Raw genomic sequence first — 23,094 nt, 5'->3', positions numbered from 1 at the left:
TCCTGTCTCACAGGCGACCGCTCGCCCCGGACGAGTCCGGGATGAGTCTTACATCGCCTCCGCAGGCCAGCACCGCCCGCCCGGCGGCTGACCCGAATACTTCCGAAAGTCGGCTATGACGGTCAATCACTCAGAAGAGCGAAAGTCCACGACGCGCAAGCACACCGCGCTGCCCAAGGCGCAGATCCTCATCGAGGCCCTGCCCTGGCTGGTCCGGCACAACGGCAAGACCGTCGTCATCAAGTTCGGCGGCAACGCCATGATCGACGACGAGCTGAAGGCCGCCTTCGCCCAGGACGTGGTGTTCCTGCACCACGCCGGGCTGAAGCCGGTCGTCGTGCACGGCGGCGGCCCGCAGATCAGCCGGGCGCTCGACCGGCACGGCATCGTCAGCGAGTTCAAGGCGGGCCTGCGCGTCACCACCGAGGACGCCATGGACGTCGTCCGCATGGTGCTGGCCGGACAGGTGCAGCGCGAGCTGGTCGGCCTGCTCAACCGGCACGGCCCGCTCGCCGTCGGCCTCACCGGCGAGGACGCGCACACCATCACCGCCACCCGGCACCGGCCCGAGATCGACGGCGAGCTGGTCGACATCGGCCGGGTCGGCGAGATCACCGACATCGACACCGGAGCCATCGAGGCCCTGCTCGCCGACGGCCGCATCCCGGTCGTCTCCTCGATCGCCCGCTCCCAGGACGACGGACATGTCTACAACGTCAATGCTGATACGGCGGCTGCGGCACTCGCTGCGGCACTGGGCGCCGAAACGCTCATGGTCCTCACCGACGTCGAGGGCCTCTACGAGGACTGGCCGCACTCCGACGAGGTGATCAGCCGCCTCACCGCGTCCCAGCTGGAGAAGCTGCTGCCGGACCTGGCCGCCGGCATGGTGCCGAAGATGGAGGGCTGCCTGCACGCCGTGCGCAACGGCGTGCACACCGCCCGCGTCATCGACGGCCGGGTCCAGCACTCCATCCTGCTGGAGATCTTCACCGACGAGGGCATCGGCACCATGGTCGTACCCGACGAAGCCGAGGGGGAGCAGTCATGACGGGCACCGCGACCAACACGGAACTGACCGCGCGCTGGCAGGGCGCGCTGATGAACAACTACGGCACCCCGAGGCTGCCCCTGGTGCGCGGCGAGGGCCTGAAGGTCTGGGACGCCGAGGGCCGCGCCTACCTCGACTTCGTCGGCGGCATCGCCACCAACGCCCTCGGCCACGCCCACCCGGCGATCGTGGAGGCCGTCAGCCGGCAGATCGCCTCCCTCGGCCACGTCTCCAACCTCTTCCTGGCCGAGCCCACCGTCGCCCTCGCCGAACGGCTCCTGCAGCTCTTCGGCCGCGAGGGCCGGGTCTTCTTCTGCAACTCCGGCGCCGAGGCCAACGAGGCAGCCGTCAAGATCGGCCGGCTGACCGGGCGGACCCACATGGTCGCCACCCAGGGCGGCTTCCACGGCCGCACCATGGGCGCCCTCGCGCTCACCGGCCAGCCCGCCAAGCGGGAACCGTTCCTGCCGCTGCCCGGCGACGTCACCCACGTGCCCTACGGCGACGCGCAGGCGCTGGCCGCGGCGGTCACCGAGGAGACGGCCCTCGTCGTCATCGAGCCGATCCAGGGCGAGAACGGCGTGGTCGTGCCCCCGCCCGGCTACCTCAAGGCGGCCCGCGCGATCACCGCCGCCACGGGTGCCCTGCTGGTCCTGGACGAGGTGCAGACCGGCGTCGGCCGCACCGGCACCTGGTTCGCGTACCAGGCCCACGAGGGCGTCCTGCCCGACGTCGTCACCCTCGCCAAGCAGCTCGGCGGCGGGCTGCCGCTCGGCGCCACCGTCGCCTTCGGCCGCGCCGCGGACCTGCTGCAGCCGGGCCAGCACGGCACCACCTTCGGCGGCAACCCGGTCGCCTGCGCCGCCGGGCTCGCCGTCCTCGACACCGTCGCGGACCAGGGGCTGCTGGAGAACGCCAAGCGGCAGGGCGAGAAACTGCGCGAGGGAATCGAGGCCCTGGGCCACCCGTTGATCGATTATGTCCGGGGCGCGGGCCTGCTGCTGGGTATCGTGCTCACCGGGCCGCACGCGCCACAGGTGCAGCAGGCGGCCCAGGAGGCCGGGTTCCTGGTGAACGCGCCCGCCCCCGACGTCGTACGGCTCATGCCGCCGCTGAACCTCCGCGACGACGAGGCGGGCGCGCTGCTCCGGGCGCTGCCCGGCATCCTCGACGCAAGCGACGGGGACGGACGAACCGGGGAATGAGACGACGATGAGCCAGGCGCAGGACCACGAGCAGGCGGCGGGCGCCGGGCCCGCCGTGCCGCAGACCCGCACCGCCCGCCACCGCCGGATCGTGGACATCCTCAACCGGCAGCCGGTGCGGTCGCAGAGCCAGCTGGCGAAGCTGCTCGCCGACGACGGGCTGAACGTCACCCAGGCCACGCTCTCCCGGGACCTCGACGAGCTGAACGCGGTGAAGATCCGCAACACCGACGGCGACCTGATCTACGCGGTGCCGAGCGAGGGCGGGTTCCGTACCCCCCGCGCACCGCTCGGGGGGTCGGCGAAGGAGGAACGCATGCGGCGGCTCTCCCAGGAGCTGCTGATCTCCGCGGAGGCCTCCGCCAACCTCGTGGTCCTGCGCACCCCGCCGGGCGCGGCCCAGTTCCTGGCCTCGGCGATCGACCAGGCCGAACTGCACGACATCCTCGGCACCATCGCCGGTGACGACACCCTGCTGCTGATCAGCCGCGAGCCGGCCGGCGGCCAGGCGCTCGCGGACCATCTGCTGCGCCTCGCGCAGAACGGGCACTGACCCGGGTGCGGAGCCCGAGCCGGGGGCGTTAGATGGAGGGGTGACCTTCCGCAACGGGCGGGCAATCCCGTGGCGGCGCCCAGCCGTACATAGAGGTGTGACGGGTTTTCGGTCCCCGGTGGACCGGCTCCCGGACGAAGCACTGCTGTCCGGACTGGCCACCGGGGACCCGGACCTCGCCGTCACTTTCGTACGGAGGTTCCAGCACCGGGTCTTCGGCGTCGCCATGGCGGTCACCGGAGATCCTCAGCTCGCCGAGGACATCGCCCAGCAGACGTTCGAGCGCGCCTGGCGTCACGCGCAGATCTACGACTCGCGCCGCGGTTCGGTCGCGACCTGGCTGACGACCATCGCGCACAACCTCGCCATCGATGCCGTCCGCGCCCGGCGGACGGAGCCGGTGGCACCCGAGGACCTCGACGCCCTGCTCGGCGTCGTCACCGAGACCCCCGAGCGGTGGGCGCTGGCCGACGAGGCCTCGTCCCGGCTCCGGGCCGCCCTGGCGCGACTGCCGCGGGAACAGGCCCGTGCCCTGGTGATGGCAGGTATCTACGGAATGACGGCCCAGCAGATCGCCGACGCGGAGGGCATTCCGCTGGGCACCGCCAAGACGCGGATCAGGGCGGCGATGGCGAAGCTGCGCAAGACCCTCGCGTCGGTGAGGCGAGGCGACCATGCCGAGTGACATGAGCTGCGAGCAGTTGCGAGAGGCCAGTGCCGAGCTGGCGCTGGGCGTGCTGCCCGGACGGGAGCGGGCGGAGGCGATCGCCCACCTGGACCGGTGCGCGGACTGCCGGCAGTTCATCGAGCCGCTCTGCCGGGTCGGCGAACGGCTGATCGGCCTGCTGCCGGACCAGGAGCCACCGCTCGGGTTCGAGACCCGGGTGGTCCGCAGGCTGACGCCGGACACCACGGCGCACGAGGGCCACGGGTCCGCGCGCGCACGCGGCCTGGGCGGCCGTCCGGTCCTGGCCCGCATCGGGCTCGCGCCGGCCGCCGTCACGCTCGCCGCCCTCTGCGGGTTCGCGGGCTGGGCCGTCGGCACGGCCATCGAGGACGTCACCGCCTCGGCACCGGCCGCCCCGCGCGGCGAGCCCATGCTGGTCGGCGACATGACCTCGGCGGCCGACGCCGGACGCTCCGTCGGCGAGGTCTACGCGCACCCCGGCAGGCCGGGCTGGATCTTCATGTCCGTCGCCCTCGACGGTGCCGGCAGACCCTACAGCGGCAAGGTCACCTGCCTGCTGGAGCGCTCCGACGGCGGGACGGTCCGCCTCGGCGAGTTCGCCCTGCGCGAGGGCCAGGGCGACTGGGGCAGCACGGCCCGGGTCGACTCCCGGGGCGTGTCCGGCGCCCGCCTGGTCTCCCCCGACGGCACGGTCCTCGCCACGGCCCACCTCCAGACGGGGCAGGTGCTGACGGGAACCGGCCAGACGTAACGGGAATCAGCCGCGCCCCGGGCCGGGCAGCGTCGCCGCCAGGGCCGCCGCCAGTGCGGTGACCGCGGGCCGGGCGGACGGGTCGGGGCTCAGGCAGCGGTCGACGGCGGTGGCGAGCGCGGGGGGCAGGCGCCGCCGGGACGCGATCGGCGGGACCGGGTACCGCACCTGGGGGTACCGCGCACCGGCGGAACCGCCGCCGGATCCGGTCGCCGGTCCCGGGCAGGCGAACGGCACGTCGCCGCAGGCCACCTCGAACAGGGTGATGCCGATGCCCCACACGTCGGCGGCGGCCGTGAGCGGCTCGCCGCGGGCCTGTTCCGGGGACAGGTAGCAGCAGGTGCCGATCCCGGCGGGCGCGGGACCGGGCGGCCGCGCCAGGCTCAGGTCCAGCACCTTCGCGTGGCCGCGCTCCACCACCACGTTGGACGACTTGACGTCCAGGTGCAGCAGACCCTGCCGGTGCAGGTAGTGCACCGCGGAGCACAGCTGGACGCCGAGCAGCGCCACGTCGGTGGCGGCCGGCCGGCGCCGCAGCCGGTGCACGAGGTGGGACAGCGTCTCGCCGGTCAGGGTCTCCAGGACGACGAGCGGCTCGGGCGCCTCGAGGGTCTCGTAGCCGCGCACCAGGTGCGGGTGGGTGAAGCGGCGCAGCCACCGTCCCTCACGCAGCAGCCGCTCGGTCGGCCCCTCCTCGCCCCGGTGGTCGGGGCGCAGTGCCTTGATGACGCAGCGGCAGGCCCGTTCCTCGCTCCAGGCGTCGTAGACGTCCAGCCAGCCGGTGCGCGCCAGATGCCCCAGCACCTGGTAGCCCGGGGCCGGCTCGGTGCCCGGGGGGAGGGGTGGGGCCAGGGGAGGGGCCTCGGTGGTGGAGACGCTCACGACAGCACCTTCCCTTCGGTCGGGGGCCCGGCCACCGCGCTGAGCCGGTACAGCCGGGCGTACGCCCCGTCGCGCTTGATCAGCTCGTCATGGGAGCCGTCCTCCACGACCCGGCCGTGGTCGAGCACCACGATGCGGGTGGCGTCGCGGACGGTCAGCAGGTTGTGGGAGATGACGACGGTCGTCCGGCCGGCCATCAGCCGGCGCAGCGGGTCCATGATCCGCCGCCCCGAGCGGACGTCGAGCCCGGTGGTCGGCTCGTCCAGCAGCAGCACCGGCGCGTCCCTGATCATGGCGCGGGCGATCGCCAGCCGCTGGCACTGCCCGCCGGACAGCGTCCGGCCGCGCTGGCCGACCAGCGTGTCGTAGCCCTCCGGAAGCCGTTCGATGAACTCGTGCGCCTGCGCGGCGCGCGCCGCGGCGACGATGTCCGCCTCCGGGGCCTCCGGGCGGCCGTAGGCGATGTTCTCCCGCACGGTGCCGTGGAAGACGAGCGTCTCCTGCAGCACGACCGACACGTTCTCGCGCACGTCGGCCAGGCGCAGCTCCCGCAGGTCGGTGCCGTCCAGGAGCACGGCCCCGCGCTCGGGGTCGTAGAACCGCAACTGCAGTTTCGCGACCGTCGACTTGCCGGCCCCGCTGGCCCCCACCAGCGCCAGCGTCTCCCCGGGTGCCGCGTGGAAGGACACCCCCGACAGCGCCCAGGACGAGGCGCCGGGGTAGCGGAACCAGACGTCGTCGAACTGCACGTCCCCGCGGGCCCGCCCGGTGGGCCGGGCCTGCGGCAGTTCGGCCACCTGCGGTCGCTGGTCGAGCAGTTCGATGATCCGCTCGGCGGAGGCGGAGGCCGCGTAGAAGGTGGTGCCCAGCCGGGACAGGCCGCGCACCGGGCTGTAGAGCTTGCTGATCAGCGCGAGGAAGACCAGCAGCCCGCCCAGTGTGAGCTGCCCCTGGGCCAGCTTCCAGGTGCCGAGCCCCATCACCGCGAGAGCGCCGGACACCTCGATGAGCTCCACGATGGGGCGGTAGACGGCGCGGATCCGCGTCGAGGTCATCACCGCCCGGAACCTGCCGAGGTTCTCCCGGTGGAAGCGGTTCTCCTCCCAGCCCTGCCGGTTGTACGCCTGCACCAGTGCGACGTTGCCCAGGGACTCCTCGGCGATCGCGCTGAGCGAGCCGCTGCGCCGCCTGCGCTCCCGCGCGGCCTCCTTGCTCAGCCGGGAGAAGTGCCGGGCGGCGGCCCAGAACATCGGCACGATGACCAGGGCCAGCAGGGTCAGGTCCCAGGACAGGGAGAACAGCAGGCCGAGGAAGAGACCGAGGCGGACCACGTAGTACAGGGCGTCCGCCACCCCAGAGAGCAGGAACGTCTCGACGGCGTCGACGTCACCGGTGACCCGGGACAGCACGTCCCCGAGCCGCCGGCGTTCGAAGAAGCCGAGCGACAGCCCCTGGACGTGCCGGAAGACGTCCGAGCGCAGCGAGAGCAGGAAGCCTTCCCCGACCCAGGTCGAGGTCACGTCGTCGGCGAACGCGAGGATGCCGGAGAAGAGGATGAGCCCCAGGTAGGTCGGCGCGATCCACAGGAACGGCCCCAGGTCCTTGGGCACGAGCACGTCGTCGACGACGATCTTGAAGAGCCAGATCTCCGCCGCGTCGATGAGGGGGCCGACCAGGCTGAAGACGACGATGGGGATCAGCCAGCGCCGGCCACCCCGGGTGTACGGCCAGAACCGGCGGAACACCTCGCGCGGCGGCACCGGCGGCGCGGCCTCGACGACGGCGTCGGAGGGCTCACCGAGTGACAGCAGACGACGCAGGACCTTCGCCATGTCACGCAATCCTCCGGGTGCGGCGAAGCGGACCGGGTCCGCTCGAATCCGGTCCGCTCACCTTCGGGTGGCGATCAGTAGCCGTGGTGGCCGCCGTGGCCGCCGCTGCCGTGACGGTTTCCGTGGCCGCCGCTGTTGTTGTGGCCGCCGCTGTTGTTGTTGTGGCCGCCACTGTTGTTGTCGCCCCAGTCGCCGTGTCCCGATCCACCGTGGTCACGGCGATTGGCAGGCATCAGGTTGCTGAAGATGGCCATATTCGTTCCTCCTGATTTTCGCTCCACAAGGGATACGGTGCAGGACGGAATCCGGATGCCATTTCGGGCAAATCAGGTGAAACTTTTTCAGCCCAGCCGGGCCGCCAGCCCCCCGGTGCACCGCACCTCGTCGCCCGCCGTGATGAGCAGCGCCTCGATGTCCGGCAGTGACTCCAGCCAGGCCAGCCCGGCCCGCGAACCCATCGCGAACGCCGCCGTCGCCCAGCAGTCCACCCAGGTCAGGCGGGGCCCCACGACGGTCACCGACACCAGGTCCGTCACCGCCGGCCTCCCCGTGCGCGGGTCCACGATGTGCGCGCCGCGCTCGGCCGTCCCGGACGTGGCCACCGACAACTCCTCGGCCCCGGCCGCCGAGATCACCGCCGCCAGGCCGCCCGGACGCAGCGGATCGGCGATCCCCACCCGCCACGGCCGCTGCGGCTCCGGGGCGCCCAGCATCTGGACGTCACCGCCGCCGTTCACGCTGACCCCGCACACCCCGTCCACCGCGGCCAGCAGCCGCGCGGCCCGCTCGGCGGCCCAGCCCTTGACGATGCCGGTCGGGTCGACCGACCCCCGGTAGCGCGGGCTGAACCAGCCGTCGCTCACCCGCTCCGCCTCGGCCGCCATGTCCAGCACCTCGGCCACCTCGGGCGCCACCTGCGCCACGGTCAGCCCGCCGCGGGCCAGCCGGGACACCTCGCTGTCCTCGCGGTAGGTGGAGAAGAGCGCGTCGGCCCGGTGCAGGCCCGCGACCGCCGTGCCGAGGGCCTGCCGCACGGCACCGGGTTCCCCACCGCGCACGTCGAAGGAGAAGACGGTCCCCATGACCTCTTCCGCGTGCCGCAGCGCGGCGGGGGCTTCAGCCGGCTCGGCCACCGCGTCAGCCACCGGCCTGGTCCAGCGCCGACTGCAGGGACTGCTTGTAGCCGGTGCTGGTGTAGGTGGCGCCGGAGACCGCGTCGATGTGCGCGTTCCCGGCGGCCACGGCCTCCTGGTTCAGCTTCGGCACGGCGAGTGCCGTCTTCTGGCTGCTCAGCCCGCCCGCGGGGGCCTGGACCGCGTCCGCCTTGGTGATCTTCCCGTTGCTGACGGTGATCCGGACCTGCACCGGGCCGTACTGCGTCTGTACGGTCTTCCCGGTGACGGTACGGGTCTGCGCCTGACCAGAGCCCGCGGAGCCGGACGTACCGGACGACCCGGACCCCGCCGAGCCGGATCCCGACGAGGTGGACCCCGAGGAGCCGGACGACCCGGACCCCGCCGAACCGGTCCCCGCCGACCCGGACGGCAGGGACTTCGCCTTGTCCAGCGCCGACTGCAGCGACTGCTTGTAGCCGGTGCTGGTGTACGTCGCCCCGGACACCGCGTCGATGTTCGCGTTCCCGGCGGCCACGGCCTCCTGGTTCAGCTTCGGCACGGCCAGCGCCGTCTTCTGGCTGCTGACCCCGCCCTTGGGCGCCTGGACCGCCTCGGCCTTGGTGATCTTGCCACCGGAGACGGTCAGCCGGACCTGCACGGCCCCGTACTGGGTCTGCACCGTGTTCCCGGTCACCGTGCCGGAGCCCGCCGCGGCGCCACCCTGCTGGCCGCCCTGCGGCGCCTGCTGGGCCCCGGCCGTCGCCGGCGGGGCCGCGCCGGCCGCCGACGCGGCGGCCGGGTCGGAGGCGGGCTTCAGCGACAGCAGCAGCACGACTCCGGACACGGTGGCCGCGGTGGCCAGCACGACGCGCCGAACGGGGTGGCTCTTCCTCATCGCTTCGCAGCTCCGCTCACATCTCGAACGACTCGTGGTGGATACGGCGCGCGGGGACCCCCGCGCCGCGCAGTGCCTCGTACACCGACTGCGCGAACCCGGGCGGACCGCACATGAAGACGTCGTGGCGTTCGATGTCCGGGATCTTCCGCTGCAGGTTCTCCGGGGAGATGTCCGGACGCTCGCCGTCGGGACTGTTGACCGCGTACATCAGCCGGGCACCCCGCTCCTCGGCGATCGCGGCCAGCTCGTCCCACAGTGCCAGATCCTGGGTGGTGTTGGCCCGGTACAGCAGGGTGATGTCGCCGGCCGCCCCGGGCAGCGTCTCGAACAGCGCCCGCATCGGGGTGATGCCGACCCCTCCCGCGACCAGCAGCACCTTGCCGCGGCTGCGGCGCTGCGCGGTCATCGCGCCGTAGGGGCCCTCCGCCCACACCCGGGTGCCGGGCGTGAGCTCGCGCAGCCGGGCGCTGTGGTCGCCGATCGCCTTCACGGTGATCCGCAGCATGTCGGGGCGGGGCGCCGCCGACAGCGAGTACGGGTGCGAGCTGAACCGCATTCCGGGCGCGAGGAACCGCCAGCGGAAGAACTGGCCGGCCTCCGCGCCCATCCGGTGCAGCCGGCGCCCGCCGATCAGCACCGACACGATGCCCGGCGTCTCCTCGATGACCGCCTCCACCCGCATCCGGTGGCGCATGTTCAGCCGGATCGGGGTGAGGATGCGGTACCAGACCACGAGCGCGGTGACCGCGCCGTACAGCCCGTACCAGAACGTCTTGGCCATGGGCTCCAGCGCGAAGTCGTTGCCCGTGGTGATCTGGTGCCAGAAGGTCAGGAACACCGCCGCGTACGTCAGCAGGTGCACGTGGTACCAGGCGTCGTACGGCAGCCGGCGGCGGATCCCGCCGGCCGACGACACCCCGATGACCACGAACAGGCCGGTGCCGACGGCCGCCTTGCCCATGTCGGGCAGCTGGTTCACGGAGTCGACGGTCTGCTGGACGATGTCGCCGAGCGACTTGCCCGCCTGGAGCGCGTACCCCCACATGGTGAGGAAGACGTGGGCGGCGACCAGGCAGAGCGTGTACCGGCCGCTCATCGCGTGCCAGCGCGCCACCCGGTCCGAGCCGACCCGCCGCTCCAGTGCCGGGACGCGCGCCATCTGGAGCACGACCAGCGCCATCAGGTAGCCGGCCAGCAGGCCGGTGATCCGGCCCGCGTTGAGGATCTTGCCGTTGTCGTCCGCGATGGACGGCGTGTCGTGCCACCAGAGCCACAGCACGGCCGCCGCGCCCGCCCAGACGGCGAGCAGCAGCGGGACTGCCGGGGAGCGGCGCGGACGGATGCGGCGCATCGTCTGTCGGCGGGCGGCACGTCCGCCTGCGAGCGTGGTGGTCACGGTTCCTCCGTGGGGACTCGGCCCTTGGCCCACTGATACGTGCCGCATGCGCCGGGTGTTCAGAGGCCCGCGGAGTCGAGCGCGGACTGCAGCGACTGGCGGTAGCCGTCGCTGGTGTAGGTCGCTCCCGAGACCGTGTCGATCTGCGCGCTCTGCGCCGCCAGCGCCTCGCGCCGCAGCTGGGGCAGCGCGTAGCTGTTGATCTCCTGGTCACGGGGGTTGTCCTGCGGGTAGCTGACGGCCGCCACCTCGGTGAGCTTGCCGCTCTTGATCGTCACCCGCACCTGGACCGGACCCCACCGGGTCTGGACGGTGTCCCCGGTGACGGTCTTGGTCACGGACTTCTTGGAACCGCCGCCGGCCGTGCCCGATCCGCCGGACGCCGCCGAACTGCTCGACACCGTCGGGGACTTGGTGCCCGTCGTGGCCAGCACGGGGCTCGTGTGCGGCTTCAGCGTCAGCAGCATCACCATGCCGGAGACGGTGGCCGCGCTGGCCAGCACGATGCGGCGCAGGGGACGGTTCTTCTTCAACGCGTGCACGTCGGTTGCCTCACACTCTCACAGCTCGAAGGACTCGTGGTGGATCCGGCGGTCCGGCACCCCGGCCGCCCGCAGCGCCTCGTACACGTCCTGCGCGAAGCCGTGCGGGCCGCAGATGTAGACGTCGTGGCCGGCGATGCCCGGGAAGGCGGCGCGCAGCGACTGCGCCGAGATGTCGGGGCGCTCCCCGCCCGGCCCGTTCAGCGCGTACAGCAGCTGCGCGTTGCGCCAGCGGGCGATCTGCTCCAGCTCGGCGCCCAGCGCCAGGTCCTCGGGACCGCGCGCCCGGTAGAGCAGGGTGACGTCACCGGGCAGCGTCTCGAACAGGGCGCGCAGCGGGGTGATGCCGACACCGGCGGCGATCAGCAGCGAGTGGTGGCTGGTGGCCCGGTCGGCGGTCAGCGAGCCGTACGGGCCCTCCGCCCAGACCCGGGTGCCCGGCCGCAGCAGCGGCACCGCCGCGCTGTGGTCGCCGAGCGCCTTGACCGTGATCCGCAGCAGGTCCGGGCGCGGCGGCGCCGACAGGGAGTACGGCGTCGACGTCCAGCCCATGCCCTCGCCGAGGAACCGCCAGCGGAAGAACTGCCCCGGCCGCGCCCCCAGCTCGTCCAGGTGGAGCCCGCGCACCACGACCGAGTACACGCCCGGCGCCTCCTGGTGCACCGAGTCGACCCGCAGCCGGTGGCGCAGGTTCAGCCGGACCGGGGCCAGGACGCGGTACCAGAGCACCAGGGCCGCCACCCCGAGGTACAGCGCGTACCAGACGGCGGTCGCCACCGGCTTGCCGTTGAACTCGTTGCCGAGGGCGAGCTGGTGCCCGAAGGCGAGGAACACGGCCGCGTACGTCAGCAGGTGCACGTAGTACCAGAACTCGTAGCTGGTCCGGCGGCGCGCGGCCCGCGCCGAGGTGATGCCGACCGCGAACAGGATCACCGTGCCCGCGGTGGCCTTGAGCATGTCCGGGTAGTCCGTGACGACGGTGACCGTCTCGTGCCACAGCGAGGCACGGTCCTGGGCCGCGTACCCGGCCAGGATCAGCACGACGTGCGCCACCAGCAGGCAGATCGTGTAGCGGCCGGCCATCGCGTGCCAGCGCGCCACCCGGTCGGAGCCGACCCGCACCTCCAGCAGCGGCACCCGCGCCATCAGGCCGACCAGCACCGCGCAGGCGTACCCGCACAGCAGCCCGGCTATCCGCCCGGCCCCGGTCAGATAGCCCGCCGACCCGACCACGGATCCGGTGCCGGCCCACCAGAGCGCGACCACGGCGGCCGCCCCCGCCCACAGCACGGCCAGCACGAGCCCCCCGGGGGAGCGCCGGGCGGCCGGGGACACGGGCGGGGCCACGCGTCGCTCGTCCAGGGTGGTCATGTTCGTTCCCTTCCTCCGTCAGGTCTGCCACTGTGCGTGGCGAAGCTCTGAGCAACCTCTGAAAGGGGCACTTCCGAACGGACTCACAGAGAACTCAGAGCGACCCCCGCGGCACGGAACCCGACGGGCGCGCGATGCTTGAGGGGCGATGAACACCACCCGCTCGGGCCGCCCGGCCCTCACCCGACCCGACGGCACGCCGCTGCGCGTCCTCGTCGTCGACGACGACCCCGACCTCGCGGAGGTCCTCACCGGCGCCCTGCGCTACGAGGGCTGGGAGGTGCGCGCCGCCGGCGACGGCGCCTCCGCGGTCACCGCCGCGCGCGAGCTGCTGCCCGACGCCGTCGTCCTGGACGTGATGCTCCCCGACACCGACGGCTTCACGGTGCTGCGCCGCCTGCACGAGGTGAAGCCCGAGGTGTGTGTGCTCTTCCTCACCGCCCGGGACGCGGTCGAGGACCGCATCGCCGGCATCACGGCCGGCGGCGACGACTACGTCACCAAGCCCTTCAGCCTGGAGGAGGTCGTCGCCCGGCTGCGCGGACTGCTGCGCCGCGCGGGCATGGCCCGCCAGCTGGAGGAGGGCCCCCTGCTGACCGTGGGCGACCTGGTCATGGACGAGGAGGCCCGCGAGGTGACCCGGGCCGGCGAGCTGATCGAGCTCTCCCCGACCGAGTTCGAGCTGCTTCGCTTCCTCATGCGCAACCCGCGCCGGGTGCTCAGCAAGGCCCAGATCCTCGACCGGGTCTGGTCCTACGACTTCGGCGGCCGGGCCCACGTGGTGGAGCTGTACATCTCCTACCTGCGCAAGAAGGTGGACGCGGGCCGCGAACCCATGATCCACACGGTGCGCGGCGCCGGGTACGTGATCAAGCCGGTGAGCTCATGACCCGGCTGCGCCGGCTGCCCCGCCCCCGTACTCTGCGCGCCCGGCTCACCGTCGGGCTGGTAGTGCTGCTCGCGGTGAGCTGCGCGGCCGTGGGCCTCGCCGCCGTCGTCGAACTGAACGGCTTCCTCACCCAGCGCCTGGACGAACAGCTCGCCCAGGCCGGCACCCGCTTCCCGGAGAGCCTGGAGCACGGGGTCCGGCTGCCCGACGACCACGACGGCGACGAGCACGGCGACACCCGCCGGCAGGCCACCGGCACCTTCGGCGCCCGGCTGGTGGACGGCACGGTCGTCAACAAGGGGCTCATCCGCTCCGACGACCCGTCCGACGTGAACGTCGACCTCACGGCCGCGGACCGCCGGCACCTGGCCCAGGTCCCGGCGGACGGCAGGCCGCGCACCGTCGAGCTGTCCGCCCTCGACGACTACCGCGTCGTCGCCACCCCCGGCCGGGACGGGGACGTGCTGGTCGTCGGGCTCCCGCTGGAGCCCGTCCAGGCGGCCGTGCACCGCCTGGTGCTGGTGGCCGGCGTCGTCTTCGGCCTGGCCCTCGTCGTCACCGGCGTGGCCGGGGCCTTCTGGGTGCGCTGGTCGCTGCGCCCGCTCAGCCGGGTCACCGCCACCGCTACCCGGGTCAGCGAGCTGCCGCTCGCCAGCGGCGAGGTGGCGCTGCCGCCCCGGGCCCCGGAGTCCGATCCCCGCAGCGAGGTCGGCCGGGTCGCGGTGGCCTTCAACCGCATGCTCGGCCATGTCGAGAACGCCCTGACCAAACGCCACGCCAGCGAGGAGCGGCTGCGCCGCTTCGCCGCCGACGCCAGCCACGAGCTGCGCACCCCGGTCGCCTCGGTCCGCGGCCACGCCGAGCTGGCCCTGCTGCACCCCGGTCCGGTGCCGCCGGAGGTCACCCGGGCCCTGGAGCGCATCACCGCCGAGTCCTCCCGGATGGGGGAGATGGTCGACGACCTGCTGCTGCTGGCCCGCCTGGACGCGGGCCGCCCGCTGGAGCGCCGCCCCGTCGACCTCACCCACCTGGTGCTGGACGCGGTGACGGACGCCCGGGCCGCCGGCCCCGACCACCGCTGGACCATGGACCTGCCCGAGGAGCCGGTCACGGTGACGGGTGACGCGCACCGGCTCCACCAGGCGCTGGCCAACCTGCTGGCCAACGCCCGGCTGCACACGCCCCTGGGCACCAAGGTGACGGTGACCCTGGAGACGGAGGGGACGAGGGCCCTGCTGTCCGTCCACGACGACGGCCCCGGCGTCCCCGAGGACATCCAGGCGCACGTCTTCGAGCGGTTCACCCGGGCCGAGCACCGCCGCCGGCCGGGCGCCTCCGGCGGTGGGGCGGGGCTGGGCCTGTCGATCGTCACGGCGGTGGTGGAGGCGCACGAGGGCAGCGTGGCCCTGGAGAGCAGGCCGGGCTCGACGACGTTCAGCGTGCGGCTCCCGCTGGCGGACGTCAGTACCGGGTGAGGGCGGTCGCGCCGTCGGTGGTGCCGATCGCGATGTGCGGCCCGCGGGCCGGGTCCGCCCACGTGAGCAGCGCGCGCATGGCGTCCTCCGGCACCGAGACGCAGCCGGCCGTGGCGCCCTGCCCGTTCACGTGCAGGAAGATCCCGGCTCCGCGGCCCCGCACCGGCCGGTCGTAGTTGAACGCGGTGACGAGCCCGTACGCGTACTGCGTCCCGTAGGTGATCAGGTGCTCGGACTCGGCGGCCCGGCAGTCCGCGGGCAGCGGGTCCACCCAGCGGTTGTACGACGAGGACGCGCCGTCCTCGCACCACCAGGAACCGTCCTTCACCACCCGGTACGCCATGCGGGTCCCGGCCGGCGCCGTCTTGACGCCGAACCCGAACGGAAGGCCGTACAGCCCGGCCGGTGTCGTGTTCGTGCCCTGCGTGCGCTCGGTCCCCTCCACGAGCCCCTTGGACCCGAACCGGGCCGGCGCGGACCCGGCCCGGACCCACTGCCCGTCCCGCCTGTCCCACCAGGTGAGGGTCCCCGACGTGGCGTCGGCGCGCGGGGCCTCGGCGGTGATCAGCTGGGTGCCGCCGCCGGTGTCCGCCATCCGCGCGGGCAGCGGCGCCGGGCCGGGAGCGGGCGCGAGAGCGAGCACGCAGGCGGACGGGGACACTAGGGCGGCGACGACACCGGGGCGCATGCCTCAGACGCTAGACGGCGGCAGCGGAAGCGGCAGCCCGGGTAGGCCGTCCAGGCTGGTCGCGACGTGCTCCTTCTTGGCGAAGTACGCGCCGAGCGAGGCGTCGTCCTCCCGCGCGAACCGCTTGCCGTGCAGGTCGCGGTCCTCCTCGTACGCCATGCGGGGGACGGCGTAGCCGCAGGTGTCGCGCACCAGCTCGGCGCGGACGACGATGATCGCGCGCAGCCCGTGCACGCTCGCGTCGATACCGGGGAAGCGGGCGAGCAGCTCCCCGAAGCGCGGGTCGTCGCGGAAGACCGGCTCGCCCCGGCCGTGCACCCGCACGATGTTCGGCGGACCCTGGAAGGCGCACCACATCAGGGTGATCCGCCCGTTCTCCCGCAGGTGCGCGATCGTCTCCGCGTTGGACCCGGCGAAGTCCAGATAGGCCACTGTGAGGTCGTCCAGCACGGCGAACGAGCCCCTGAGGCCCTTGGGGGAGAGGTTGACCGTGCCGTCGCCGGACAGGGGAGCGGTCGCGGTGAAGAAGAGGGGCTGCTCCTCGATGAACGTCCGGAGCCTGCCGTCTATGCGCTCATAGGTCTTTCCCATGGCCGGCGATTATCGGCCGAAGCCGTTCGGCTGTCTCACGAATTGCGCGTCCGTCCGGCATGCGGACGCGCCGCGGGCCGCCCCGGCCGGCGCTGGTACGGGGCGGCCCCGGCTGCCTGTCACGTCACTTGGTGAGCGTGCAGGCGGCCAGTGCGTCCAGGCCGGTGGGCTTGGTGCCCTTGCGGCCGATGGCGATGGCGATGCGGTCGATGGTGGAGACGCGCTTGTCCTTGAGGGGGCCGAGGATGGCGTTGTTGACGAAGTTGGGGCCGCCCTGTCCGACGGTGTTCTTCAGGCGGGTGTTGGCCTCGTTGATCTGCGTCTGGAGCAGCGTCAGGTTGCGGTCGACCTCGGCCTGCGCGGCGGCCGGTACGGCGGGCAGCCGGGAGGCCACGTCCGGGCAGCTGATCGTGCCCGCGCCGGTGTTGCCGCCGGCCGCCGAGCCGTTCGCCTGCTGCCCCTGCCCCGCGTCGCCGGCCGCGTTCCCGGCGCCCGCGTCGCCTCCGGCCCCGCCCGTGCCGTTCGCGCCGTTCGCCCCGTTCGCGTTCAGCGTGCAGGCGGCCAGTGCGTCCAGGCCGGTGGGCTTGGTGCCCTTGCGGCCGATGGCGATGGCGATGCGGTCGATGGTGGAGACGCGCTTGTCCTTGAGGGGGCCGAGGATGGCGTTGTTGACGAAGTTGGGGCCGCCCTGTCCGACGGTGTTCTTCAGGCGGGTGTTGGCCTCGTTGATCTGCGTCTGGAGCAGCGTCAGGTTGCGGTCGACCTCGGCCTGCGCGGCGGCCGGTACGGCGGGCAGCCGGGAGGCCACGTCCGGGCAGGTGATGGTGCCGACGCCGGTGTTGCCGCCGGCCGCCAGCGTGCGTGCGCCGGCGCCGCTGTCGCTCTTGGGGGTGCCGGCGAGGGCCGAGCCCGCGATGACCGCGCCGGACAGCACCACGGCGGCCGCGCCACCGATGAGCGCGACGCGACGCTTGTTGTACTTCGGAAGAGCCCTGGACATGCGGATGCCTCACTTGGGTCAGGAGTGGGTCTGGTCGAGCTGGGGTCGACGCGGCGCCTTGCGTCCGCAGTGAGGTACGTGAAAGCGGTTTCGGATGTTCAACCTCCCTGTGAAAACCCCGCCGACCCGCGCCACGCCGGTGCAGCGATTGACGAATCATGCGGAGTTCTGCATACTCATGCATATCAGCGAATGCACTGTGAGGAGAAACCCGTGACCGAGCGCGTCGTACTCGCCTACTCAGGCGGTCTGGACACCTCCGTCGCCATCGGCTGGATCGCCGAGGAGACGGGCGCCGAGGTCATCGCCGTTGCGGTCGACGTCGGCCAGGGCGGCGAGGACCTGGACGTCATCCGCAAGCGCGCCCTCGCGTGCGGCGCCGTCGAGGCCGAGGTCGCGGACGCCAAGGACGAGTTCGCCGACGAGTACTGCCTCCCGGCGATCAAGGCCAACGCCCTCTACATGGACCGCTACCCGCTGGTCTCCGCCCTCTCCCGGCCGACGATCGTCAAGCACCTGGTCGCCGCCGCCAAGAAGCACGGCGCCACCACGGTCGCCCACGGCTGCACCGGCAAGGGCAACGACCAGGTCCGCTTCGAGGCCGGCATCGTCGCCCTCGCCCCCGACCTGAAGTGCATCGCCCCGGTCCGCGACTACGCGATGACCCGGGACAAGGCGATCGCCTTCTGCGAGGCGAAGCAGCTCCCGATCGCCACCACCAAGAAGTCCCCGTACTCCATCGACCAGAACGTCTTCGGGCGCGCCGTCGAGACGGGCTTCCTGGAGGACATCTGGAACGCCCCGATCGAGGACATCTACGAGTACACCTCCAACCCGGCCGTCCCGCGCGAGGCCGACGAGGTGGTCATCACCTTCAAGGAGGGCGTCCCGGTCGCCCTCGACGGCAGGCCCGTCACCGTCCTGCAGGCCATCCAGCAGCTCAACGAGCGCGCCGGCGCCCAGGGCGTCGGCCGGATCGACATGGTCGAGGACCGCCTCGTCGGCATCAAGTCCCGCGAGGTCTACGAGGCTCCCGGCGCGATCGCCCTGATCACCGCCCACCAGGAGCTGGAGAACGTCACCGTCGAGCGCGAACTCGCCCGCTACAAGCGCCAGGTCGAGCAGCGCTGGGGCGAACTGGTCTACGACGGCCAGTGGTTCTCCCCGCTCAAGCGCGCCCTGGACGGCTTCATCGACGAGGCCAACCAGCACGTCTCCGGCGACATCCGGCTGACCCTGCACGGCGGCCGCGCCGTCGTCACCGGCCGGCGCTCCGAGTCGTCGCTGTACGACTTCAACCTCGCCACCTACGACACCGGCGACACCTTCGACCAGGCCGCGGCCAAGGGCTTCATCGACATCTACAGCCTGTCGTCGAAGATCGCCGCCAAGCGGGACCTCGCGTAACACGCGCGGGTCACCTCACACGCATCGGCCTGACAGCCGCCTCCCCGCCTGGAAGGGTGGGGAGGCGGTGGCACATCAAGAGCTTCGAGGAGCAAGCCAAGTGAGCAGCAACAGCGGTGACGTACGGCTCTGGGGCGGCCGGTTCGCCGACGGTCCCGCCGAGGCCCTGGCGAAGCTGTCCGCGTCCGTCCACTTCGACTGGCGGCTCGCGCCCTACGACATCGCCGGCTCGCGTGCCCACGCGCGCGTGCTGCACAAGGCGGGGCTCCTCACCGAGGACGAGCTGCGGCGCATGATCGCCGGGCTCGACCGGCTGGAGGCGGACGTGGCCTCGGGCGCGTTCACCGGCACGATCGCCGACGAGGACGTGCACACCGCACTGGAGCGCGGCCTGCTGGAGCGCCTCGGCCCCGACCTCGGCGGCAAGCTGCGCGCCGGCCGGTCCCGCAACGACCAGGTCGCCACGCTCTTCCGGATGTACCTGCGCGACCACGCCCGGATCGTCGGCGGCCTGATCGCCGAGCTCCAGGACGCCCTGATCGGCCTGGCGGAGGCCCACCCGGACGTGGCCATGCCCGGCCGCACCCACCTGCAGCACGCCCAGCCGGTGCTCTTCGCGCACCACGTCCTCGCGCACGTCCAGTCCCTGTCCCGGGACGCCGAGCGGCTGCGCCAGTGGGACGAGCGCACGGCGGTCTCCCCGTACGGCTCCGGCGCCCTCGCCGGGTCCTCCCTGGGCCTGGACCCGGAGGCGGTGGCGCAGGACCTCGGCTTCGAGCGCGGCAGCGTGGGCAACTCCATCGACGGCACCGCCTCCCGGGACTTCGTCGCCGAGTTCGCCTTCATCACGGCGATGATCGGCGTCAACCTCTCCCGGATCGCGGAGGAGATCATCCTGTGGAACACGAAGGAGTTCTCCTTCGTGACCCTGCACGACGCGTTCTCCACCGGCTCGTCGATCATGCCGCAGAAGAAGAACCCGGACATCGCCGAGCTGGCCCGCGGCAAGTCCGGCCGGCTGATCGGCAACCTCACCGGTCTCCTCGCGACCCTGAAGGCGCTGCCTCTCGCCTACAACCGGGACCTGCAGGAGGACAAGGAGCCGGTCTTCGACTCCTGTGACCAGCTGGAGGTGCTGCTGCCCGCCTTCACCGGCATGATCGCCACCCTGACGGTCCACCGCGAGCGCATGGAGGAGCTGGCCCCGGCCGGCTTCTCGCTCGCCACGGACATCGCCGAGTGGCTGGTCAAGCAGGGCGTGCCGTTCCGGGTGGCGCACGAGGTGGCCGGCGAGTGCGTGAAGGCCGCCGAGGCCGAGGGCAAGGAGCTGGACGAGCTCACGGACGAGCAGTTCGCGAAGATCTCCGCCCACCTCACCCCCGAGGTGCGCACGGTCCTCAACGTGCCCGGCGCCCTCGCCTCCCGCGACGGACGCGGCGGAACGGCACCGAGCGCCGTCGCGGTCCAGCTCGCGGAGGTCAAGGCCGACGTGGCGGCCCAGCACGCCTGGGCGGACGCCAAGAAGCGGTGACCGGTGGGCGTCACGGGTTACGTTGGTCGCAGTCAGCCGACCGAACGGAGCCCGCGATGCCCTTCGCCCGTCTCGCCTCAGTCACGACGCCCACGTCCCACATCGGGCTGGGACTCGCCGCCGTCGGCCGGCCGGGCTACATCAACCTCGGCCGGGAGCACGACCTCGGGGACGACCGGACCGTGGAGGCGCTGCGCGCCCGAACCCACGAACTCCTCGACGCCGCCTACGCGCAGGGGGTGCGCTACTTCGACGTCGCCCGCTCCTACGGGCGCTCCGAGGAGTTCCTCGCCGGCTGGCTCAGCGCCCGCCCGGACATCGCGGACGTGGTCGTCGGCAGCAAGTGGGGCTACACCTACACCGCCGGCTGGTCCACCGAGGCCGCGCAGCACGAGGTCAAGGACCACAGCCTCGCGACGTACGAGCGCCAGCGCGCCGAGACCGACGCGCTCCTCGGCGACCGCCTCGACCTCTACCAGATCCACTCGGTGACGCCGGACAGCCCGGCCCTCACCGACAAGGAGCTCCACGGTCGCCTCGCCGAGGCCGCCGCCTCCGGCCTGACCGTCGGTTTCTCCACCAGCGGCCCGGCCCAGGCCGACGCGATCCGCGCCGCGCTGGAGGTGACCGTCGACGGCGAGCCGCTCTTCCGCACCGTCCAGTCGACGTACAACGCCCTGGAGACCTCGGCCGGCCCCGCGCTCGCCGAGGCGCACGACGCCGGGCTCACCGTGATCGTCAAGGAGGGCATGGCCAACGGCCGGCTCGCCGCGCCGCACGCCCCGGACGTGCTGAAGGCCGTGGCCGAGGAGACCTCCCTCGGCTGCGACGCCGTCGCCCTCGCCCTCGTCCTGTGCCGGCCCTGGGCCGGAGTGGTCCTGTCCGGCGCCGCGACCGTCACCCAGCTCGCCTCCAACCTGCACGCGGCCGTCGTGGACCTCGACGACGACCAGCTGACCCGCCTCGCCACCCTGGTGGAGGACCCGCGCGCCTACTGGGAGCGGCGCGGCGGGCTGCCCTGGCACTGATCCGGCACGCGCGCCGACCAGCGGCGATGAATCACGCATGCCCAGCATGAGACATGAGTGTCTCATCTGGGCTATGCTCGTTTCATGGCCTTGGATCGTGACCACGTGCTGCGCAGTGCGGCCGCCCTGCTGACCCGGAAGTCCACCGCGACGATGGACGAGGTGGCCAGGGCCGCCGGGATCAGCCGGGCCACGCTGCACCGCCACTTCGCCGGACGGGACGCGCTCGTCCGGGCCCTGGAGGCGCTCGGCATCGCCGAGTGCGAGGCGGCCCTGGACACCGCCCGGCTGGCCGAGGGCCCGGCGGGCGACGCCGTCCACCGGCTGGTCCGCGCCATCGAGCCCGCGGCCGGCCTGCTCGCCTTCCTCTACACCGAGAACCAGCTGTTCGAGGGCGAGCAGCAGAACGAGGGCTGGGCCCGCATCGACGCCCGCCTCACGGCCCTGTTCCGGCGCGGCCAGGAGAGCGGCGAGTTCCGCATCGACCTCACCCCGGCCTGGCTCACCGAGGCGCTGTACGGCCTGCTGGCCTCCGGCGCCTGGGCGGTGGCCGAGGGACGGGTGGCCGCCAAGGACTTCACCTACATGATCGTCGAGCTGCTGCTCGGCGGCGTACGACGCATCCGCGCCTGACGACGGACGCGTGCCAAGAGCGACGAGAAGAGAGGAATCATGACCAGCACCCTGCAGCCGGCCCGTGTGGCGGAGGGGGAGGAGCGCCCGGGCCGCTGGCTCGCGCTCTGCGTCCTCGTCCTGGCCGTGCTGCTGGTGGCCGTCGACGCCACCGTCCTCGGCCTGGCGACCCCCTTCATCAGCGAGGACCTGCACCCCTCCGGCACCCAGCTGCTGTGGATCGGCGACGTCTACTCCTTCGTCATCGCCGGACTGCTCGTCTCCATGGGCAGCCTCGGCGACCGCATCGGCCGCAAGCGGATCCTGCTCGTCGGCGCCACGGCGTTCGGCGCGGTGTCCGTGCTGAACGCCTACGCGACGACGCCGGGCATGATGATCCTGGCGCGGGCGCTGCTCGGCGTCGCGGGCGCGACCCTGATGCCCGCCACCCTCGCCCTGATCCGCAACCTCTTCCCCGACCCCCGCGAGCGCAGCCTCGCCGTCGGCATCTGGGGCGCCACGGCCTCCGCGGGCACGGCCGTCGGCCCGATCACCGGAGGGTTCCTCCTCGAGCACTTCTGGTGGGGCTCGGTCTTCCTGATCAACCTGCCCGTCATGGCGGTCCTGGTCCTCGTCGGCGTGCGCACGCTGCCCGAGTCCCGCAACCCGCACCCGGGCCCCTGGGACCTGGTCAGCGTCCTGCTGTCGCTCGTCGGCATGATCGCCGTCGTGTACGCGGTCAAGGAGGCCGCCACCCACGGCCCGGCCTGGCCGGTGCTCGCCACGGCGCTGCCCGGCGCCGCGGCCCTGTACGGCTTCGTCCGCCGCCAGCTCACCCTGCCGGTCCCGCTGCTCGACATGCGCCTGTTCCGGCACCGCGGCTTCAGCGGGGCGGTCCTCGCCGACCTGCTGACCGTGCTCGGCATGTCGGGCCTGGTGTTCTTCCTCTCCCAGTACCTGCAACTCGTCCAGGGCAGGCGCCCGTTCGAGGCGGGCCTGGCCGAACTCCCCGCGGCCGTGGGCGCGGTGGCGGCCGGTCTGGCCGCGGGCCGCGCGGCGCGCCGCTTCTCGGTCCGGGCGGTGGTCTCCGGCGGCCTCGCGGCGGTCGGCCTGGCGCTCGCCGCGCTCACCTCGCTGGGCGCGTCGACGGGCTACCCGGTGCTCGGCGCCGCCCTCCTCGTCGTGGGCGTCGGCGCGGGCTTCTCCTTCACGGTCACCGCCGACGTGATCCTCTCCGGCGTCCCGAAGGACCAGGCCGGCGCCGCCTCGGCGGTCTCCGAGACGGCGTACGAACTCGGCGCCGCCCTCGGCATCGCCCTGCTGGGCTCGATCGTGACGGGCGTCTACCGCGGCTTCACCGGCCCGGCGGGCACCCCGTCCGAGGCCCACGAGTCACTGGGGGCGGCGGTGGAGGCGTCGAGGAGCATGCCGCCGCGTGCGGCCGGGCCGATGCTGGACGCCGCCCGCGACTCCTTCGTCCAGGGATTGCACCTGGCCTCCGGCGCCGGAGCGGCGGTCCTGCTGGCGACGGCCCTGGCGGCCTGGTTCCTGCTGAAGGGGCAGAAGCTCGACAGCACCGGCTGAGCCGG

23 protein-coding genes are annotated in these 23,094 nt (G+C 72.9%); 12 read left to right on the top strand and 11 right to left on the bottom strand.

The features are described 5' to 3' along the window. Positions 1 to 115: 115 nt before the first annotated feature. The 5 genes from argB to AQJ66_RS15040 all read left to right on the top strand — a co-directional run bounded on the left by argB (position 116) and on the right by AQJ66_RS15040 (position 4,248). Positions 116 to 1,051, top strand: coding sequence for an acetylglutamate kinase (gene argB / locus AQJ66_RS15060; RefSeq protein WP_061921120.1), 936 nt, complete (start codon positions 116 to 118; stop codon positions 1,049 to 1,051). Further along, positions 1,048 to 2,256 (top strand): acetylornithine transaminase, encoded by a 1,209-nt coding sequence (locus AQJ66_RS15055; protein WP_061921118.1) that lies wholly within the window; start codon positions 1,048 to 1,050, stop codon positions 2,254 to 2,256. Before argB ends, AQJ66_RS15055 begins: the two co-directional genes overlap by 4 nt. 7 nt (positions 2,257 to 2,263) lie before the next feature. Continuing rightward, positions 2,264 to 2,809 carry an arginine repressor gene (locus tag AQJ66_RS15050; RefSeq protein WP_061921117.1) on the top strand — a complete coding sequence of 182 codons (546 nt, stop codon included), beginning with the start codon at positions 2,264 to 2,266 and terminating at the stop codon, positions 2,807 to 2,809. 97 nt (positions 2,810 to 2,906) lie between these two features. Beyond that, entirely contained in the window at positions 2,907 to 3,494 is a 588-nt protein-coding gene (locus AQJ66_RS15045) for an RNA polymerase sigma factor (RefSeq protein WP_061921115.1), read from the top strand. Then, on the top strand, positions 3,484 to 4,248 hold the full coding sequence (locus AQJ66_RS15040; protein WP_061921114.1) for a zf-HC2 domain-containing protein: 765 nt from the start codon (positions 3,484 to 3,486) through the stop codon (positions 4,246 to 4,248). The genes AQJ66_RS15045 and AQJ66_RS15040 overlap by 11 nt, the downstream gene beginning before the upstream one ends. Before the next feature lie 6 nt (positions 4,249 to 4,254). Here AQJ66_RS15040 and AQJ66_RS15035 read toward each other — a convergent pair whose 3' ends face one another. The 8 genes from AQJ66_RS15035 to AQJ66_RS15000 all read right to left on the bottom strand — a co-directional run bounded on the left by AQJ66_RS15035 (position 4,255) and on the right by AQJ66_RS15000 (position 12,284). Then, positions 4,255 to 5,130, bottom strand: coding sequence for a serine/threonine-protein kinase (locus AQJ66_RS15035; protein WP_061921112.1), 876 nt, complete (start codon positions 5,128 to 5,130; stop codon positions 4,255 to 4,257). Continuing rightward, positions 5,127 to 6,962, bottom strand: a complete 1,836-nt coding sequence (locus AQJ66_RS15030) for an ABC transporter ATP-binding protein (protein ID WP_061921110.1) — start codon at positions 6,960 to 6,962, stop codon at positions 5,127 to 5,129. Before AQJ66_RS15030 ends, AQJ66_RS15035 begins: the two co-directional genes overlap by 4 nt. 74 nt (positions 6,963 to 7,036) lie before the next feature. After that, positions 7,037 to 7,216, bottom strand: coding sequence for a hypothetical protein (locus AQJ66_RS15025; RefSeq protein ID WP_061921108.1), 180 nt, complete (start codon positions 7,214 to 7,216; stop codon positions 7,037 to 7,039). 87 nt (positions 7,217 to 7,303) lie between these two features. Then, positions 7,304 to 8,095, bottom strand: coding sequence for an FAD:protein FMN transferase (locus AQJ66_RS15020; protein ID WP_061921696.1), 792 nt, complete (start codon positions 8,093 to 8,095; stop codon positions 7,304 to 7,306). A 4-nt stretch (positions 8,096 to 8,099) separates the two neighbouring features. Next, the gene (locus tag AQJ66_RS15015; RefSeq protein ID WP_061921106.1) at positions 8,100 to 8,972 is read right to left on the bottom strand and encodes an FMN-binding protein; all 873 of its coding nucleotides are present in this window, start codon (positions 8,970 to 8,972) and stop codon (positions 8,100 to 8,102) included. A 16-nt stretch (positions 8,973 to 8,988) separates the two neighbouring features. Next, positions 8,989 to 10,371: a ferredoxin reductase family protein gene (locus tag AQJ66_RS15010; RefSeq protein WP_061921104.1), complete on the bottom strand. Its 1,383-nt coding sequence runs from the start codon at positions 10,369 to 10,371 to the stop codon at positions 8,989 to 8,991. Between the two features lie 59 nt (positions 10,372 to 10,430). Continuing rightward, complete coding sequence (locus AQJ66_RS15005; RefSeq protein WP_061921102.1) at positions 10,431 to 10,913, bottom strand: FMN-binding protein; 483 nt, start codon at positions 10,911 to 10,913, stop codon at positions 10,431 to 10,433. Between the two features lie 18 nt (positions 10,914 to 10,931). Beyond that, positions 10,932 to 12,284, bottom strand: a complete 1,353-nt coding sequence (locus AQJ66_RS15000) for a ferredoxin reductase family protein (RefSeq protein WP_061921100.1) — start codon at positions 12,282 to 12,284, stop codon at positions 10,932 to 10,934. Between the two features lie 148 nt (positions 12,285 to 12,432). Here AQJ66_RS15000 and AQJ66_RS14995 point away from each other — a divergent pair, with 148 nt between their 5' ends. Continuing rightward, positions 12,433 to 13,173 (top strand): response regulator transcription factor, encoded by a 741-nt coding sequence (locus tag AQJ66_RS14995; RefSeq protein WP_061921098.1) that lies wholly within the window; start codon positions 12,433 to 12,435, stop codon positions 13,171 to 13,173. After that, positions 13,170 to 14,648, top strand: coding sequence for a sensor histidine kinase (locus AQJ66_RS14990; RefSeq protein ID WP_061921096.1), 1,479 nt, complete (start codon positions 13,170 to 13,172; stop codon positions 14,646 to 14,648). Before AQJ66_RS14995 ends, AQJ66_RS14990 begins: the two co-directional genes overlap by 4 nt. On the opposite strand, the gene AQJ66_RS14985 is transcribed toward AQJ66_RS14990, so the two are convergent. The 3 genes from AQJ66_RS14985 to AQJ66_RS14975 all read right to left on the bottom strand — a co-directional run bounded on the left by AQJ66_RS14985 (position 14,635) and on the right by AQJ66_RS14975 (position 16,927). Continuing rightward, positions 14,635 to 15,336 carry a L,D-transpeptidase family protein gene (locus AQJ66_RS14985; RefSeq protein WP_061921095.1) on the bottom strand — a complete coding sequence of 234 codons (702 nt, stop codon included), beginning with the start codon at positions 15,334 to 15,336 and terminating at the stop codon, positions 14,635 to 14,637. The genes AQJ66_RS14990 and AQJ66_RS14985 overlap by 14 nt on opposite strands. 3 nt (positions 15,337 to 15,339) lie before the next feature. Continuing rightward, complete coding sequence (locus tag AQJ66_RS14980; RefSeq protein WP_061921093.1) at positions 15,340 to 15,927, bottom strand: pyridoxamine 5'-phosphate oxidase family protein; 588 nt, start codon at positions 15,925 to 15,927, stop codon at positions 15,340 to 15,342. A 124-nt stretch (positions 15,928 to 16,051) separates the two neighbouring features. Next, positions 16,052 to 16,927, bottom strand: a complete 876-nt coding sequence (locus tag AQJ66_RS14975; protein ID WP_061921091.1) for a hypothetical protein — start codon at positions 16,925 to 16,927, stop codon at positions 16,052 to 16,054. A 213-nt stretch (positions 16,928 to 17,140) separates the two neighbouring features. Between AQJ66_RS14975 and AQJ66_RS14970 the strand changes: the two genes are divergently transcribed. The 5 genes from AQJ66_RS14970 (at position 17,141) to AQJ66_RS14950 (ending at position 23,089) form a co-directional block, all read left to right on the top strand. Beyond that, positions 17,141 to 18,334, top strand: coding sequence for an argininosuccinate synthase (locus AQJ66_RS14970; protein WP_208611364.1), 1,194 nt, complete (start codon positions 17,141 to 17,143; stop codon positions 18,332 to 18,334). A gap of 100 nt (positions 18,335 to 18,434) precedes the next feature. Then, positions 18,435 to 19,865, top strand: coding sequence for an argininosuccinate lyase (gene argH / locus AQJ66_RS14965; RefSeq protein WP_061921087.1), 1,431 nt, complete (start codon positions 18,435 to 18,437; stop codon positions 19,863 to 19,865). Between the two features lie 56 nt (positions 19,866 to 19,921). Continuing rightward, positions 19,922 to 20,893: an aldo/keto reductase gene (locus AQJ66_RS14960; protein ID WP_061921085.1), complete on the top strand. Its 972-nt coding sequence runs from the start codon at positions 19,922 to 19,924 to the stop codon at positions 20,891 to 20,893. 84 nt (positions 20,894 to 20,977) lie between these two features. Further along, on the top strand, positions 20,978 to 21,526 hold the full coding sequence (locus tag AQJ66_RS14955; RefSeq protein WP_061921083.1) for a TetR/AcrR family transcriptional regulator: 549 nt from the start codon (positions 20,978 to 20,980) through the stop codon (positions 21,524 to 21,526). A 39-nt stretch (positions 21,527 to 21,565) separates the two neighbouring features. After that, on the top strand, positions 21,566 to 23,089 hold the full coding sequence (locus tag AQJ66_RS14950) for an MFS transporter (RefSeq protein WP_061921082.1): 1,524 nt from the start codon (positions 21,566 to 21,568) through the stop codon (positions 23,087 to 23,089). The last annotated feature ends 5 nt before the right edge of the window (positions 23,090 to 23,094 follow it).

The organism is Streptomyces bungoensis (assembly GCF_001514215.1).
Lineage (GTDB): Bacteria > Actinomycetota > Actinomycetes > Streptomycetales > Streptomycetaceae > Streptomyces > Streptomyces bungoensis.
The sequence above is the reverse complement of the archived record's forward strand: the minus strand, read 5'-3'. Positions and strand labels throughout refer to the sequence as shown.

What these genes read in the sequence shown, in the direction of transcription:
- AQJ66_RS14995 (WP_061921098.1), top strand. Translation starts at nt 12,433, where the DNA reads ATGAACACCACCCGCTCGGGCCGCCCGGCCCTCACCCGACCCGACGGC.
- argB (WP_061921120.1), top strand. Translation starts at nt 116, where the DNA reads ATGACGGTCAATCACTCAGAAGAGCGAAAGTCCACGACGCGCAAGCAC.
- AQJ66_RS15050 (WP_061921117.1), top strand. Translation starts at nt 2,264, where the DNA reads ATGAGCCAGGCGCAGGACCACGAGCAGGCGGCGGGCGCCGGGCCCGCC.
- AQJ66_RS14990 (WP_061921096.1), top strand. Translation starts at nt 13,170, where the DNA reads ATGACCCGGCTGCGCCGGCTGCCCCGCCCCCGTACTCTGCGCGCCCGG.
- AQJ66_RS14980 (WP_061921093.1), bottom strand. Translation starts at nt 15,927, where the DNA reads ATGGGAAAGACCTATGAGCGCATAGACGGCAGGCTCCGGACGTTCATC.
- AQJ66_RS15025 (WP_061921108.1), bottom strand. Translation starts at nt 7,216, where the DNA reads ATGGCCATCTTCAGCAACCTGATGCCTGCCAATCGCCGTGACCACGGT.
- AQJ66_RS14955 (WP_061921083.1), top strand. Translation starts at nt 20,978, where the DNA reads ATGGCCTTGGATCGTGACCACGTGCTGCGCAGTGCGGCCGCCCTGCTG.
- AQJ66_RS14975 (WP_061921091.1), bottom strand. Translation starts at nt 16,927, where the DNA reads ATGTCCAGGGCTCTTCCGAAGTACAACAAGCGTCGCGTCGCGCTCATC.
- AQJ66_RS15055 (WP_061921118.1), top strand. Translation starts at nt 1,048, where the DNA reads ATGACGGGCACCGCGACCAACACGGAACTGACCGCGCGCTGGCAGGGC.
- AQJ66_RS14950 (WP_061921082.1), top strand. Translation starts at nt 21,566, where the DNA reads ATGACCAGCACCCTGCAGCCGGCCCGTGTGGCGGAGGGGGAGGAGCGC.
- AQJ66_RS15030 (WP_061921110.1), bottom strand. Translation starts at nt 6,962, where the DNA reads ATGGCGAAGGTCCTGCGTCGTCTGCTGTCACTCGGTGAGCCCTCCGAC.
- AQJ66_RS15015 (WP_061921106.1), bottom strand. Translation starts at nt 8,972, where the DNA reads ATGAGGAAGAGCCACCCCGTTCGGCGCGTCGTGCTGGCCACCGCGGCC.
- AQJ66_RS15040 (WP_061921114.1), top strand. Translation starts at nt 3,484, where the DNA reads ATGCCGAGTGACATGAGCTGCGAGCAGTTGCGAGAGGCCAGTGCCGAG.
- AQJ66_RS15000 (WP_061921100.1), bottom strand. Translation starts at nt 12,284, where the DNA reads ATGACCACCCTGGACGAGCGACGCGTGGCCCCGCCCGTGTCCCCGGCC.
- AQJ66_RS14985 (WP_061921095.1), bottom strand. Translation starts at nt 15,336, where the DNA reads ATGCGCCCCGGTGTCGTCGCCGCCCTAGTGTCCCCGTCCGCCTGCGTG.
- AQJ66_RS14960 (WP_061921085.1), top strand. Translation starts at nt 19,922, where the DNA reads ATGCCCTTCGCCCGTCTCGCCTCAGTCACGACGCCCACGTCCCACATC.